The 15,157-nt window shown below is 72.5% G+C and carries 12 protein-coding genes; 8 read left to right on the top strand and 4 right to left on the bottom strand.

The features are described 5' to 3' along the window. The first annotated feature begins 23 nt into the window (after positions 1-23). From ABZ860_RS15310 to ABZ860_RS15295, 4 genes are all read left to right on the top strand, one after another. Entirely contained in the window at positions 24-1,250 is a 1,227-nt protein-coding gene (locus tag ABZ860_RS15310; protein ID WP_357220193.1) for an ATP-grasp domain-containing protein, read from the top strand. Beyond that, positions 1,247-2,539, top strand: a complete 1,293-nt coding sequence (locus tag ABZ860_RS15305) for an MFS transporter (RefSeq protein ID WP_357220191.1) — start codon at positions 1,247-1,249, stop codon at positions 2,537-2,539. The genes ABZ860_RS15310 and ABZ860_RS15305 overlap by 4 nt, the downstream gene beginning before the upstream one ends. A 14-nt stretch (positions 2,540-2,553) precedes the next feature. Continuing rightward, positions 2,554-3,330, top strand: coding sequence for a cupin domain-containing protein (locus ABZ860_RS15300; RefSeq protein WP_357220189.1), 777 nt, complete (start codon positions 2,554-2,556; stop codon positions 3,328-3,330). A 183-nt stretch (positions 3,331-3,513) separates the two neighbouring features. After that, positions 3,514-4,455: an aldo/keto reductase gene (locus ABZ860_RS15295; protein WP_357220187.1), complete on the top strand. Its 942-nt coding sequence runs from the start codon at positions 3,514-3,516 to the stop codon at positions 4,453-4,455. A 3-nt stretch (positions 4,456-4,458) separates the two neighbouring features. Here the strand turns inward: ABZ860_RS15295 and ABZ860_RS15290 are convergent, their stop codons facing one another. The 3 genes from ABZ860_RS15290 to ABZ860_RS15280 form a co-directional block, all read right to left on the bottom strand. Then, entirely contained in the window at positions 4,459-5,172 is a 714-nt protein-coding gene (locus tag ABZ860_RS15290) for a response regulator transcription factor (RefSeq protein ID WP_357220185.1), read from the bottom strand. A gap of 156 nt (positions 5,173-5,328) precedes the next feature. After that, positions 5,329-6,348 (bottom strand): histidine kinase, encoded by a 1,020-nt coding sequence (locus ABZ860_RS15285; protein WP_357220183.1) that lies wholly within the window; start codon positions 6,346-6,348, stop codon positions 5,329-5,331. Between the two features lie 111 nt (positions 6,349-6,459). Then, entirely contained in the window at positions 6,460-7,341 is an 882-nt protein-coding gene (locus tag ABZ860_RS15280; RefSeq protein ID WP_357220181.1) for a UbiA family prenyltransferase, read from the bottom strand. A 365-nt stretch (positions 7,342-7,706) separates the two neighbouring features. Between ABZ860_RS15280 and leuA the strand changes: the two genes are divergently transcribed. From leuA to ABZ860_RS15260, 4 genes are all read left to right on the top strand, one after another. After that, positions 7,707-9,440: a 2-isopropylmalate synthase gene (gene leuA / locus ABZ860_RS15275; RefSeq protein ID WP_357220179.1), complete on the top strand. Its 1,734-nt coding sequence runs from the start codon at positions 7,707-7,709 to the stop codon at positions 9,438-9,440. Between the two features lie 115 nt (positions 9,441-9,555). Beyond that, on the top strand, positions 9,556-12,354 hold the full coding sequence (locus ABZ860_RS15270; protein WP_357220177.1) for an AAA family ATPase: 2,799 nt from the start codon (positions 9,556-9,558) through the stop codon (positions 12,352-12,354). Between the two features lie 71 nt (positions 12,355-12,425). After that, complete coding sequence (locus ABZ860_RS15265; protein ID WP_357220175.1) at positions 12,426-13,748, top strand: APC family permease; 1,323 nt, start codon at positions 12,426-12,428, stop codon at positions 13,746-13,748. Between the two features lie 108 nt (positions 13,749-13,856). Further along, positions 13,857-14,498, top strand: coding sequence for a phosphatase PAP2 family protein (locus ABZ860_RS15260; RefSeq protein ID WP_357220173.1), 642 nt, complete (start codon positions 13,857-13,859; stop codon positions 14,496-14,498). Here ABZ860_RS15260 and ABZ860_RS15255 read toward each other — a convergent pair. Then, complete coding sequence (locus ABZ860_RS15255) at positions 14,461-15,123, bottom strand: response regulator transcription factor (protein WP_357220171.1); 663 nt, start codon at positions 15,121-15,123, stop codon at positions 14,461-14,463. The genes ABZ860_RS15260 and ABZ860_RS15255 overlap by 38 nt on opposite strands. Positions 15,124-15,157: the final 34 nt, after the last annotated feature.

Genomic DNA, 15,157 nt, shown 5'->3' with positions numbered 1-15,157 from the left:
AGCAGAAAGAGGGGAGGATCCCGGTGAGCAATCTCGTCATGGTCATGCCCTACCGGGCGTTCGTCATCAAGGCCCGTGAGGAGGGGCACCGGATCTGCGCGGTCTGGGATCCCACCCTGCAGACACCGGACTACCTGGCCGGCATCGCCGACCTGGCCGACGCCTTCGTGCCCGTCGACTTCGCCGACCCCGTCGCGTTCGACCGGGTCGTACGGCAGGCCGTGCGCGACTTCGGCGCCGACCTCGTCTACCACATCGGAGCCGAGGAGAGCATGCTCGCGACCTACCGCATCGCGGAGGACCTCGGCAAGGCGGTCAACCCTCCACGCTCGATCGAACTGCTCAACGACAAGCTCCAGCTGCGGCGGCTGCTCGCCGAGCACGATCTGTCGCCGGTGCGGTTCGCCCACGCGGCGCGCTGGCAGGACGTGCCCGCCCTGCTCGGCGGCTTCGAGCTGCCCGTGGTCGTCAAGCCGACAGAACTGGCCGGCAGCCGGGGCGTGTATCTGCTGCGCGAGCCCGGCCAGGTCGCCGAATGGGGCGCACTGCTCGACTCGTACGGCTACGACGGTCCGGTCCTGGTCGAGGAGTACCTGCGCGGCCCCGAGTACAGCGTGGAGTCGCTCAGCGACCACGGCCGCCACCAGGTGGTGGGCGTCACCCGCAAGGTGCTCGGCCCGCCGCCGCTGTTCGTCGAGGCCGGGCATGTGCACCCCGCGCAGGCCGGGCCCGACACCGCGGCCATGGCCGAGCTGACGATCGAGATGCTGCGGCTGACCGGCTACCAGACCGGCCCGGCCCACACCGAGATCATCTGGACCGCGGCCGGCCCCCGGATCGTCGAGTCGCAGGCGCGGCTCGGCGGCGACCAGATCCCGCGGCTGGTGCAGCTCGCCACCGGGCTCGACATCGAGCGGGCCGTCTTCCGGATCCTCGACGGCAGGCCGCCGGGCACGGTGGAGCGCCGGGCGGTCGCGCACATCTCGTACTTCAGCCTGACTCCCGGCGAGGTCCGCGCCGTCTCCGGCGTGGAGGAGGCCAGGGCGCTCGACTTCGTCGACATGCTGGAGTTCCCGTTCCGGCCGGGCGACCGGATCCCGGAGACGGTGGACTGGCGCACCCGGCACGGCTTCGTCGTCGTGACCGGGGAGACCGAGGAGCAGGCCGTCGCGCGGGCGCGGCACGTCCACTCGCTCGTACGGGCCGAGGTGGGCGAGCCCGTCGCGGCCGGAGCGGGCGTGACGTCGTGAACCTGGCCGCGCTCCACCCGAATCTGCGCGTCCGCATCGCGGTCGGCTTCCTGCAGCGCCTGCTCGACTCGATGGTCATGTCGTTCATGGCCATCTACCTCGCCTTCGAGTACGGCGTGGCGGTCGCGGGCGTGCTGGTCGTGACCGTGATGGTGCTCGGCGTCGTGGGCACGCTGGCGGGCGGGCACATGTCCGACGCCCGCGGGCGGCGGCGCACGCTGCTGCTCGGCGAGACCGGCGTCTGCCTGACGTTCGCGCTCATGGCGGTGGCCGACTCGCCCGCCTGGCACAGCCCGGCGATCGTCTACTGCGGCTACCTCGTCAACAAGTTCGCCGCGAGCTTCGCGATGCCGGCGAACGACGCGATGATCCTCGACGTCACGACCCCCGAGAGCCGCAAGCTCGTCTACACGATCAACTACTGGTCGATCAACCTCGCGCTGGCCTTCGGCGCGCTGCTCGGCGGCTTCCTCTACAACGGCCACTTCACGCTGCTGCTGACCCTGGCCGCCGCGGGCACGATCGCGATCGCCGCCGCCACGTACTTCCTCATCGCGGAGACCAAGCCGGAGGAGACCGAGCAGGGGGTGAGCGAGCAGGGGGAGACCGGCGCGGCGGCCGAGCCGCGCGGCTCGATCCTGCGGGACTTCGCCAACGGCTACCGGCTGGTGCTCCAGGACCGCGCCTTCGGCCGGCTGCTGGTGGCCGCCACGCTGTTCATGTCCATCGAGCTCCAGCTGATCAACTACATCGGCGTACGGCTGGCCAGGGACCTGCCGGCGCAGGACCTGCTGTCGATCGGCTCGTGGTCGGTCCGCGTCGACGGCGTCGAGATGCTCGGCATCCTCCGCGCGGAGAACACCGTGCTGGTCGTGGCGCTCGCGCTCGTCGCCCATCTGGTGCTGCGCCGGGTGCCCGACCGGGTCCGGCTGTACGCCGGGGCGGGGCTGTTCACCGCCGGATACATGGTGCTGGCCGTCAGCGACACCGGCTGGGTCCTGCTCGTGGCCGCGCTGGTGCTCACCGTGGGCGAGCTGATGGACGTGCCGGTGCGGCAGGCCCTGCTCGCCGACATGGTCCCGGCCGCGTCCCGCACCCGCTACATGGCGGTCTACAACCTCAACATCCGGGTGGCCCTGGTCGTCGCGTCGCTGTGCATCACGGTCGGCTCGGTCCTGCCTCCGTGGGGAATGGCCGCGTTGTACGCCGTCTTCGGCCTGGTGATCATCTGGCAGTACCACGCGATCCTCACCCCCTCCGCCGCCCGCGCCGAACTCGCGCGGGTGTGACCAGGGAGAGACCGATGAACATGACGCAGGAGATCGGCGCCAGGCAGGAGACCGGCGCGGTGCTGCGGGGCGCGGAGCTGGAGTATCGGCGGCACGGCGACTGCTGGGTGAGCCCAGTGGTCGGCCCCCGCATCGGAGCGCGGCACTCTGCCGTCGACGCGGTCCGCATCCCCGCGGGCCGTCAGTGGTCGCCGCCCGGCGCGGCGGCGGCCGAGCAGATCGCGGTCGTGCTGGCCGGCGCGGGCGTCGGCACCGTCGGCTACGAGATCAGCCGGATGCGCGCCGCCTCGGCGCTGTACTCGCCCATGGGCAGCACGTACTCCCTGTCGGCCGGCGACCGGGAGATGACCGTCTACATCTGGAGCGCCGCACCGTCCGCGGGCGGCACGGCCCGCACCATCCAGCCCAGCACCGGCCCGGCCCGGTTCCGCTCGCTGTGGAACGGCGAGACCTGGCTGACCCCGCCTGCCGCGAACGTCCTGTTCCGCCCCGGGGCCGGCCACGCGGGCCTCTGCCTGCGTTGCGGGATCATGCTGCCGGGCGAGACGCTCGGCGTCCGCCCGCACGAGGAGAGTGAGGCGGTGTACTTCGTCTTCGAGGGCGAGGGACAGTTCTACCTGCACGACCGGTGGGTGGACCTGGGGCCGGGCGACGGCGTCTTCGCGCCGCCGGGCGTCCGGCACGGCGCCCGCAACCCCCACTCGGGCCACCTCGCCAGCCGCTTCGTCGTGTTCGGCGGTTCCGTGGCCGAATTGCCGTCATATCTGGCCGATGATTTGCCAGATTTGTAGCGCGAACGGCCGTAGCGGTAGGGAAAAATAGGGGTGGAAAATCCGCCTCGCACAATCTGAGTGGTATCGGGTGCATCCTCGCGTTTCTCGTACCTCCATTACCTCCAGCGGTGTCCACGTGAATGACAAAGCGATATCGAAACCCATCAACCGGTCACGGCCACGCGGGTCGAGGGCGGCGTCATGCGGCGCGTGAGCCTCGGCGGGCAGGGCCTCGTCTCCGCGAGCCTCGGGCTCGGCTGCACGGCGCTGACCGGTGCGTACGGCCCGGCCGACCCCGATGAGGCGATGCGCGTCGTTCTGCGCGCGCTCGACGGCGGCGTGTCGCTGATCGACCTGATCGACGCCGACGGCGAGGCCGAGCGCCTGGTCGGCAAGGCCGTCGCCCACCGGCGCGACGAGGCCTTGATCGCGGCCGCTCCCCGCGGGGTTCGATGGGCCGGTGCGGCCCGATGGGAGGGGCGCTGCGAGTCGCGTCCCGAGGACCTCGGCCGCGCCTGCGACGCGTCGCTGGCCCGCCTGGGGATCGAGCGGATCGACCTGTTCGTGGTGGACCCCGGCGCCGTCGGCGTGCCGATCGAGGAGACGATGGGCGCGGCCGGCCGGCTCCAGGACGCCGGGAAGATCGCACACATCGGCATCCGCGGGCTGGACGGAAGCCGGTTGCGGCGCGCGCACGCGGCGCGGCCGGTCGCCGCCGTCGCGGTGGAGTACTCCCTGTGGCAGCGCCGGGCGGAGCGGGAGCTGCTGCCGGTGGCGCGCGAGCTGGGGATGGGCGTCGTCGCCGGCAGGCCGCTCGGCCGGGGCTTCCTGACCGGCCGGATCACCTCGCCGGTCCAGCTCGGCCCGGGGGACGTGCGCCGCCAGGACCCGCGTTTCTCACCGGAGAACCTGGAGGCCGAGCTGCTGCGGCTGCGCGACGCCCAGCGGGTGGCGGCCGACATGGACATCGGCATGGGACGGCTGGCCATCGCCTGGCTGCTGGCGCGCGGCGACGACATCGTGCCGGTGCCGAGCACGCGCGACCTGGTCCACCTGGAGATGAACCTCACCGCGGCCGGCATCCTGCTGTCCGAGGCGGTCAAGGACAGCCTCGCCGGCACGTTTCCCCTGCCGGACGACTGAGCCTCAGGGGATCTGGCGCTGTCCGCGCAGGCCGGGGGCGTTCGGGCGGGGGCGGGGCGCGGGCTGGTCGCGGCGCGGCGAGATGAGCGAGGCGGCCAGCGCCTTGTTGACCGCGTCGATCCGGGAGACCGCGCCGAGCTTGGTGAAGATGTTGTGCAGGTGCCGCTTGATCGTCGCCTCGGTGAGCGTGAGCCGGGTGGCGATCTGGTAGTTGCTCAGCGCCTGGGCGGCGAGTTCGAGGATCTCCCGCTCCCTGTCGGTCAGCACCACCTTCGACCCGCCCCCCTGCACCTGCGCGAAGGAGTCGCGCGAGACGGCGAGCACGAGCCGGTCGGGCTCGTTCCTGACGCTCCTGACGGCCGAGACCAGCTCCTGGCGGTGCACGCTCTTGAGCAGGTAGCCGCGGATGCCCGCCGCCAGCAGGCGGCTCAGCAGCTGTGGGCCGTCGTACATGCTGAGGATGATGATCTGCGACTCGGGCGAGATCGCGCGCATGCGGGTCACGGTCTGCGTGGCGTCGTCGCCGGGGATCTCGACGTCGAGGAGGACCACGTCGGGCCGCTCCCGCTCGACCAGGGCCACCGCCCCGTCCGAGTCGCCCGCCTCGCCGACGACCTCGAAGTCCTCCTGGGCCTCCAGGATCTCGCGCAGGCCCTCCCGGAACAGCGCGTGGTCGTCGATGACGGCGATACTGATCATGTTGTCCGATCCGCTCATTCGTTCCCCTCGCCCGGCGGCTCGGGGGCGCACGAGCGAATCGCACTGTGTTGTCTGATTCGCTCGCTGCGCTCGCTCATTCGTTCCCCTCGCCCGGCGGCTCGGGGTCGCACGAGCGAACCGCGCTGCGTCCCCTGATTCGCTCGCCGCGCTCGCTCATGGGGTGAGCCCTGCGAAGGGCACGTACAGTTCGACGTGCGTGCCGTGGCCCGGCCTGCTGGTGATGGTGGTCGTCCCTCCGATGATCGCGGCGCGTTCCTGCATCGACAGCAGGCCCACCCCGTCCGACCTGCCGCTTCCTTCGACGAAGCCCAGGCCGTCGTCCTCCACCGACGCCCGCAGCTCGTGGGGGGCGAAGTCGATCCGGATCAGCACCTTGGCGGGGTTGCCGTGGTTGAGCGCGTTCCTGGTCGCCTCACGCAGGATGAGGAAGGACTCGTCGCGCACCGTGGGGGAGGCCCACGTCTCGTCCCCGCTGACCCGCAGCCGGATGTCCACCTCGTCCATGTCCACGGTCTCGAGGTAGTACAGCAGGGCCTTCTCCAGGCTGTTGAGCGGCTCCTGCGGGTGCAGTTCGCTGGTGACCGCGCGCAGGTTCTGCATGGTCTCCAGGATGGCCTGCTGGGCGGTCTCCACTTTGGCGGTCGCCGTCGCGGGCTTGCTCGCCCGATGCAGATCGTACAGCTCCAGTTGCCGGTGGGCGACGCTGAGGCCGTGCCCGAGCCGGTCGTGCAGTTCGCGGGCGATCCGGCGGCGCTCCTCGACCTGGGCCTCGTGGACCTTGTCGAGCAGGAAGCTCGAGTAGCTGGCCGAGGCCTCCCTGATCCGTGTCGTGATGCTGCGCTCCAGCCCCAGCACGACCAGCGTGAGCAGCCGCATCGACTCGGCGTCGCCAGGCATGCGGTCCAGCAGGCAGGTCACGACCGCCTGGAACCACACCGACGCCGCGCGGAGCGACTCGTCGGGGTGAACCCCGCTCGCCGCCCTGGTCGCCCCCACCTCCCACGCGATCATCTTGTGGGAGTCGCCCACCCTGACGGTGCCGGCACGCAGCGTCTCCGCGACGTCGTCGAGGATCTGCTCCGCGTTCGCCATCGCCTGCCGCAGGGCGATCGGGTCGCGGCTGATCGGGCTGTCCAGGGCCGCCAGGTTCCGTGCGTACGCTTCCAGAATCACGGAGCGATGCGCTTCGAGGAAAGCCTCGAAGTCCGGGACCGCCGGTCCCAGTTCTCCATCTCCCGCCAATGGACCCTCCGAGAGGAAGCGGACGAGTGCCTCCATCCTGGACTAAGCCGCACGCCCAGACAATAAGAATTGTGACACCAGCGGGAGAAGAACAGCCAAATGCACAGCGTATTGCGTCGTCATGAACGCCCGGTAGGGCAGGCGGCGGCGCACCCGGGACCCCCGGGAAAGCGGGCTGAGAGTGACGACGACGAGCAGCGAGGCGCCGGCGAGCATCGCGGCGGGCGCCATCCCGAGGGGCACTCGCATTAGCAGCGCGACCGCGCAGAAAGCGAGCGCGACAGAGGCGGCGACCGCCGACAGCAGCAGCCTGACCGGCCATTCTCCGCGGCTGACCGCGAACGTCACGCGCCCGGCGGAGCGGTCGCCCGCGATGTCGGGCAGGTCCTTCGCCGGCGTGCCGACCAGGCCCATCCACAGCGAGGCCGCGACGGCGAACGCGGGCAGCGCGATCACCTCGTGCCCGTTGAGGCCGCTCCCGTCCGAGGTGTAGCCCGCGCAGTAGGTGAGCAGGCCCGACAGGCCGCCGACCAGCACCGTGGCGCTGGACCACTTCTTCAGCTGGAAGGGCGGCGCCGAGTAGAGGTAGCCCAGCGCGAGCACCGCCGTGACCAGCCAGATCATCGCGCCGCCGAGCAGCAGCGCGCCGAGCAGGGCGGCCGCGGCGGCGGCCCAGGCGATGACCCGGGCCAGGTCGGGATCGAGGTCGCCGCGGGCGATCGGCCGGCGCGAGCCATTCGCGCGGTCCTCCCGCACGTCCATCACGCCGTTGATCAGATAGACGAAGAAGATCGCGCACTGCCACACCAGTGCCCCCGCCGCCAGGCGGAACGGGTCGGCGGGGACGAGCCCGGCGTCCAGGGCCGCGCCGGCGGCGAACCGCAGGAAGAAGATGGCCAGAACGGACGGGCGCGCCTCGGTCACGCACATTCCGAGGATTCGGAAAGGCGAAATCGAAATGGCCGGGAATGCTGCTCTGCTGATCGACATGACTCGGAGTATGTGTCCGATTCAGGGGGGCGTTAAGGGGGCCGCCCGGGAGGTTGTACCGGACCTACAACTTTCGATACCCCTACCGATCGTACGGCTGACACCGGGCGCACTCTAGTTGCTTCTCTCTTGCCCCTTGACCAGGGCGCTTGTAGCTTCGGCAACGTACCGGTCAGCGAATCACCAGCAATTTGGACGGCCTTCCCGAAGGAAGTCGGCGCGATTCGCGGGCAGCTTTTCGAGAGAAACGGTCGGTCGCGAATTCGGTGGCATGGTCGCCGATGAGAAAGGAATTCCTCATGAGCAGCTCTCCTTCCCGTTACTCGGCCTTCACCCCCGTCCGCCTGGCGGACCGGCGCTGGCCGGACCGGACGATCGAGGCCGCCCCGCGATGGCTGTCCACCGACCTGCGCGACGGCAACCAGTCGCTCGTCAACCCGATGAGCCCGGAGCGCAAGCTCGCGATGTTCGACCTGCTCGTACGGATGGGCTACAAGGAGATCGAGGTCGGGTTCCCGGTGGCGAGCCAGGACGACCACGACTTCGTGCGCATGCTCATCGAGCAGGACCGGATCCCCGACGACGTGCGGATCTCGGTTCTGGTGCAGGCGCGCGACGAGTTGATCCGGCGGACCGTGGAGAGCCTGGCCGGTGCGCCCCGGGCCAACATCCACCTCTACAACGCGACGGCCCCGCTCTTCCGCCGGGTGGTCTTCGGCATGACGCGCGACGAGTGCAGGGACCTCGCCGTCGAGGGCACCCGCCTGATGATGAAGTACGCCGAGGCCACCCTGGGCGACTGCGACCTGGGGTTCCAGTATTCGCCCGAGCTGTTCAACGAGACCGAGCCCGAGTTCGCGCTCGAGGTCTGCGAGGCGGTCATGGACGTGTGGCAGCCGGAGGAGGGCCGGGAGATCATCCTCAACTTCCCGACGACGGTGGAGCGGTCGCTCCCGCACGTCTTCGCCGACCAGATCGAGTGGCTCGACCGCAACCTGTCGCGCCGCGAGCACGTCTGCCTGTCGATCCACCCGCACAACGACCGGGGCACCGGCGTGGCCGCCTCCGAGCTGGCGCTGCTGGCCGGCGCCCAGCGGATCGAGGGCTGCCTGTTCGGCAACGGCGAGCGGGCCGGCAACGTCTGCCTGGTCACGCTCGGCCTGAACATGTACACCCACGGCGTCGACCCCGGCATCGACTTCTCCGACATCACCGAGATCCGGCGCACCGTCGAGTACTGCAACGAGATGCAGGTCAGCCCCCGCCACCCGTACGGCGGCGACCTCGTCTACACGGCCTTCTCCGGCTCCCACCAGGACGCCATCAAGAAGGGCTTCGACGCGCTGACCGTGGAGGCCGGCGAGGCGGGCGTCAGCGTGGACGACCTGCCGTGGCGCATGCCGTACCTGCCGATCGACCCCAAGGACGTCGGCCGCACGTACGAGGCGGTGGTGCGCATCAACAGCCAGTCGGGCAAGGGCGGCGTGGCCTACATCCTGAGCGCCTGGCACGGGCTGAACCTGCCCAAGAGCCTGCAGGCGGAGTTCGCCCGCGTCGTGCAGGCCCACGCGGACGGCTCGGGCGGGGAGATCACCCCGACCGTCGTCCGGGACCTGTTCGACGAGGAGTACCTGTCGCGGACCGAGATCACCGTCCCGCTCGGGCTCGGCGGCCGGCCGCTGCAGACCACGCTGTACGTCGACGGCGCGCGCTTCGACGTCGCCGGGCCGCGGGCCGACGCCATCCGCACCCTGGGCGCCCGGCTGGCGGTCTGGAACGTGGACGTGCAGATGGTCCACCGCACCGGCGTGGAGGCCGCGGCCGGGAGCGGGGAGGACCGGGAGGTCGCGGTCTACGCCGAGTGCGTGATCGACGGGCGGCAGGTCTGGGGGGTGGGCCTCGACCACGACGTGGTCGCCGCGTCCTTCGCGGCCGTCCGCTCGGCGCTGGCCCGCGCGGGCGAAACGAACGTGGAAGGCGCGGCGGAGCGGGCCGGCGAGAGCGTTTCCGCGCGAATGACGCTGGTCGGCTGACGGCGTCTCGGCCGACAAGCCCCACGACATCTCAACCAACAAGTCTTACAGAAGTCACGGCAATTGTGAAACCGGCCGTCCGGCCGAGAATCGAACGGAATTCGGGAGGCTCATTATGGCCCTGGTGGAGCGGGAAGAGGTGTTGGCCTCCCTTGAGGACATGCTGGCCGACGCCGTCACCGGCAGAGGAAAGATCGCGATCGTCGGCGGGCCCGTCGCGACGGGGAAGACCGCGCTGCTCAACACCCTGGTCGAGGACGCGCTGGAGCACGGCGCGCTGCCGCTGACCGCGACCTGCTCGCAGGCGGAGTCGGGGCTGGCCCTGGCCGTGCTGTCGCAGATCCTGCACAACGCGCCGCTCACCCCCGACGAGGAGGAGCGCACCCGCAACCTGCTGCACGAGGGCGCCCGCTGCGCTATGTCGGCCGACCCGCTGGCCGACTACGTCGACCAGGTGGACGCCCACATCGTGCACGCCCTGTGCATGGTGCTCCTCGAACTCGCCGAGCGGCACCCGCTCATGATCGTGGTGGACGACATCCAGCACGCCGACCGCGCCTCGCAGCTCTGCCTGGCCTACCTCGCCCGCAGGCTGCGCTTCGCCCACATCCTGGCGATCTTCAGCCAGTCGGAGGAGTCGTGGAACGCCCCGACGCTGTTCCAGACCGAACTGCTGCGCCAGCCGCACTGCCGCCGCCTCCCGCTGTCGGCCCTGTCCCGCGAGGGCGTCGAGATCATGGCCGCCGACATCGTGGGTGACGAGGTCGCCCGGCGGTTCGCCGCCGACTGGCACGCGGTCAGCGGCGGCAACCCGCTGCTCGTGGGCGCGCTCATCGAGGACCACCTCGCCGCGGCCGACGCCGGAGGCGTCGCGGCCGAGAACGAGACGGACGCGGGGCTCGACGAGATCGTCGCGGGCGACGCCTACCGCCTGGCGGTGCAGTCGTGCCTGCACCGCGGGCACCCGCTCGCGGCCCGCGTCGCCCGGGGCCTGGCGGTATCCGGCGACCCCGGCCACCTCGACCGGCTGCTCGACCTCGACGCCGGCGTGGTCGTCCAGGCGCTCAACTCGCTGCACAACGCCGGGCTGGTCGGCGCCGACCTGCACCTGCGCCACCCGCAGGCGCGCGCCGCCGTGCTCGCCGATCTCGACCGGCACGAGCGGACGGACCTGCACCGCAGGGCCGCCGAGCTGGCGTACGGCCAGGCCGCCCCGGCCGCCGTGATCGCCGAGCACCTGCTGGCCGCCCAGCACAACGGGGGGTCCTGGGCCGTGCCGATCCTCGAGGAGGCGGCCCGGCAGGCGCTCAGCGAGGGACGCGTCGAGCCCGCCGTCGACTACCTGCGGCTGGCCGACGGCGCGTGCACCGACGACCAGCGCAGGGCCACCATCAAGACGACGCTGGTGCGGGCGGAGTGGCGGCTCAACCCGAGCGCCCCGGCCGCCCACCTCGACGAGCTCACCGACGCTATGCACCGCGGCCACCTGCGCGGCTCCGACGCGGTCGTGCTGGCCAAGGCGCTGCTGTGGCACGGCCGCTTCGACGACGCCCGCGACGTGCTCGACCACCTGGGCAGGATCGGCTCGATCATGGACGCGGAGACCGTGGCCGAGATCCGCGCCGCCCGGCCGTGGCTGCGCTGCTCCTACACGCCGTTCCTGGCCCACATCCCGAGGGTCACCGACATGAGCACGCAGGCGCCGCCGTCCGCGCCGGTCATCGGCCGGCTGGAGGCCGCCACCGCGCTCGCGGCGGTGCTGACCAAGGGCCCGCACCCGCAGACGCTGGCCGACGTGGAGCGCATCCTGCGCGGCTCCCGTCTGGACGACATGTCGATGGACGCCGTCGAGTGCGCCCTGCTCGCGCTGATCTACGGTGAGCGGCCCGACCTGGCGGCCCCCTGGTGCGACCTGTTCTTCGAGGAGGCCGCCAGCCGGCGTGCCCCCAGCAGGCAGGCCCGCCTCGCGGCGCTGCGCGCCGAGATCAGCCTGCGGCAGGGCGACCTCGAGGGCGCCGAGGGCCTCGCCCAGATGGCCGTGCGGCTCATCCCGCCGTCGAGCTGGGGGGTCGCGGTCGGCGCCCCGCTGTCGGTGCTGCTGACCTCGGTGACGGCGATGGGCCGGCTGGACGAGGCCGTGCAGCTGGTGAACCAGCCGGTGCCCGAGGCCATGCTCCAGACCCGGTACGGCCTGCACTATCTGAACGCGCGGGGCCGCTACCACCTGGCGACGGGCGACCTCGGCATGGCGCTGCGCGACTTCCAGACCTGCGGCGAGCTGATGGGCTCCTGGAGCCTCGACTCGCCGGGGCTGGTCTCCTGGCGTACGGGCGCCGCCGAGGCGCTGATCCGCATGGGCCGCGCGGAGCGGGCCCGCCCGCTGCTGGACGAGCACGTGGCCCGCTGCGCCCCCGGCCCGGTGCGCGCCCGCGGCACCGGTCTGCGGCTGACGGCCGCCGCGAGCGAGCCCCGGCAGCGTCCCCCGCTGCTGCGCCGCGCCGCCGACATGCTCCAGGCGAGCGGCGACCAGTACGAGCTGGCCCGGGCCCTGGTCGACCTGGCCGACGCCTACCAGGCGGTGGGAGAGCTGCGCCGCGCCCGTACGGTCGCCAGGCAGGCGCAGCGGATCGCGGAGGAGTGCGAGGCGGTCCCGCTGGTCAACGCGCTCACCCAGGGCGGTCCCGGGCAGCCGGTCGAGCCGCCCCGCACCGAGAGCGCCTCGGGGACGCTGAGCGAAGCCGAGCGCCGGGTGGCCTCGCTCGCCGCGGTCGGATACACCAACCGCGAGATCGCCGACAAGCTGTACATCACGGTCAGCACGGTCGAGCAGCACCTGACCCGGATCTACCGCAAGCTCAACGTCACGCGCCGTTCCGACCTGCCCGCCAGCCTCGAGTTCAGCACCTCCGCCTGAGACAGCTCCACGACCTGGGCCGGCCGGGGCATTCCCGGCCGGCCGCTTCCCTGACTGGAAGGTGAACGCGCATGACTCAGACGAGCGTCACCCCTGCTGTCGCATCCGCTACCGCACCGGCGGGCCGCCTCACGGCGGCCCAGGGCACCGCCATGTACGTCGGCGCGGTGCTCGGCACGGGCGTCATCGCCCTGCCCGCACTCGCGGCCCAGGCGGCCGGACCGGCGTCGCTGCTGGCCTGGCTCGGCCTGGTCGTGCTGTCGGCGCCGCTGGCGGCGGCGTTCGCGGCGCTCGGCGCGCGCCACCCTGACTCCGGCGGCGTGTCGACCTACGCCCGCCTCGCCTTCGGGGACCGGGCGGCGGTCGTCGTCGGCTGGTGCTTCTACTTCGCGATTCCGCCCAGCGCCGCCGCCGCGGCGCTGTTCGGCGGCGAGTACGTCGCCGCGGCGGTGGGCGGCGGGACCGGCACCGCGACGCTGACGGCGGCGGGGCTGATGGCGGTCGTGACCGTGTCGAACGCCTCGGGTCTGCGGGTGACCGGCCGGGTCCAGCTCGGGCTGGCCGGGCTGCTCGTCGCGTTGCTCGTCGTCGCCGTCGCGCTGTCGCTCCCGCACGCCGATGTGGCCAACCTGCGGCCGTTCGCCCCGCACGGCTGGACGGCCATCGCCCCGGCGGCGGCCCTGCTGGTGTGGAGCTTCGCCGGCTGGGAGGCGATCACGCACCTCGCCGCCGACTTCCGCAGGCCGTCCAGGGACCTGCCCAGGGCCGCCGCGGCCGCCGTCGTGCTGGTCGGCGTGCTGTACCTGTCGGTCGCCTTCGCCACCGTCGCCGTCCTCGGCCCGGCCGCCGGAGGCGCGCGGGCTCCCCTCGGCGACCTGCTGGCCCTCGGTCTCGGCGGCAACGCCCGGCTGCTCGCCGCCGTCGCCGCGCTGCTGCTGACGCTCGGCGCGATGAACGCGTACTGGGCGGGGGCGGCCAAGCTCGGCGCGGCCCTCGGCCGCGACGGCGCCCTGCCCGGCTGGCTGTCGCGCGGCAGCGTCGCCGGGGAGGTGCCCCGGCGCAGCCTCGCGGTCGTCGCCGTGCTGTCCTTCCTGGCGCTCGCCGTCGTGTACGCGGCGGGGACGGGCATCCGTCCGCTGGTGCTGATGACCAACGGGTCGTTCGTGGTGGTCTACGCGATCGGCGTGGCGGCCGCCATCCGGCTGCTGCCGCCCGGCCGGGCCAGGGCCGCCGCCCTGCTCGCGCTCGTGGCGGTCGCCCTGCTGGTCGCCGCGTCGGGCGTCTACCTCGTCTGGCCGCTGCTGGTCGGCGGCGCCGCCCTTGCGTACGCGTGGTTCACCCGCCGGAGGGCGGCCGTCGCGGCGGAGCGTCGACGCGTCCTGGCGGAACATTGACGAAAGTGAAGGGTCACCGGCGACTTTCCGCGAGTGCCCGCCGTGCCGGCCGGTCCCTAGGGTCGAGGGGCCGGACGGACCGGCAGGACGCGGCACCGAGGGGAACCGGTGGGCAACGAGATCGAGGACGTCCCGGACATCAGCGCCGAGTGGTACCGGGAGGTCACCGCGTTCGCCCAGCACACACCCGCGTGGGTGCGCGACGCGGCGGAGGTCGCGACGGACGCCGTCCCCGCGATCCTCTTCGCGTTCCTCGTCTTCGGCTGGTGGCGGGCGCGGCGGGCGGCCGACAGCAGGATGGCGCTCGCCCTGCTCGCACCGGTCGCGGTGGTGACGGCCTATCTCGCGAGTGAGGGCGTCAAGAGCGTCCTGCGGCTGAGGCGCCCCTGCTGGGACCTGACCGACGTGGTCACGGTGGCGCCCTGCCCACCGTACGGCGACTGGTCGCTGCCGAGCAACCACGCGACCTTCGCCGCGGCCGGGGCCGTCGCGCTGGTCGCCCTGTGGCGCGGCGCGGCGGTGGTGGCGCCGGCGCTCGCGCTGCTGGAGGCGTTCTCCCGGGTCTTCGTCGGCGTCCACTACCCCCACGACGTGGCGGCGGGGCTGCTGTTCGGCGCGCTGGTCGCGCCGCTGGTCCTGCTGGCCCTGCGGAACCCGGCGACCGCCCTGGTCGCCGCGATGCGGCGGCGCCCGGCGCTGGCGGCGGTGCTGACTACCGCCCGCCCGCCAGTCCCGCCTCGTGGGCGATGACCGCCGCCCGCACCCGGTTGGGCACGCCGAGCTTGCCCATGATCGTGCTCATGTAGGTCTTGACGCTGCCCTCGGCGAGGTGCAGGCGGGCGGCGATGCCCGCGTTCGACAGGCCCTCGCCGACCAGGGCGAGCACCTCGCGCTCCCGGTCGGTCAGCGCCGCGACCCGATCGCGGGCCGCGACCGAGCGCGACAGGCGGTCGCCGGCGAGGCCCCGGATGACCCGTGCGGCCACCGGCGGCGACAGGTACGCCCCGCCCTCGGCCGCCGCCCGCACCCCGAGGGGGAACTCGCGCGGATCCCCGGTCTTCAGCAGGAACCCGGCCGCGCCGTCGCCCAGCGCCCGGGCGACGTAGGCGTCCTCGCCGAAGGACGTCATGATCAGCACGGCGGTGGCGGGGGCGGTCCTGCGCACCTCGGCCGCGGCGGCCAGCCCGTCCAGGCCGGGCATCCGGATGTCGACGAGCGCGACGTCGGGCCGGTGCGCCAGGACGGCGTCCACCAGCTCACGCCCGTCGGCGGCCTCGGCGACCACGTCTATGCCCGGGTCCGCCGCCAGGATCGCCCGCACCCCGGCGCGGATCACCGGTTCGTCGTCGGCCAGGACCACCCGGATCGCGTGCACGCCTTGATGGTACGGAAGCGCGGAAAGTCTCCGG

The organism is Microbispora sp. NPDC046973, assembly GCF_040644495.1.
Taxonomy (GTDB): Bacteria; Actinomycetota; Actinomycetes; order Streptosporangiales; family Streptosporangiaceae; genus Microbispora.
Note: the sequence above shows the minus strand (reverse complement) of the source record. Positions and strands in the feature narration are given on the sequence as shown.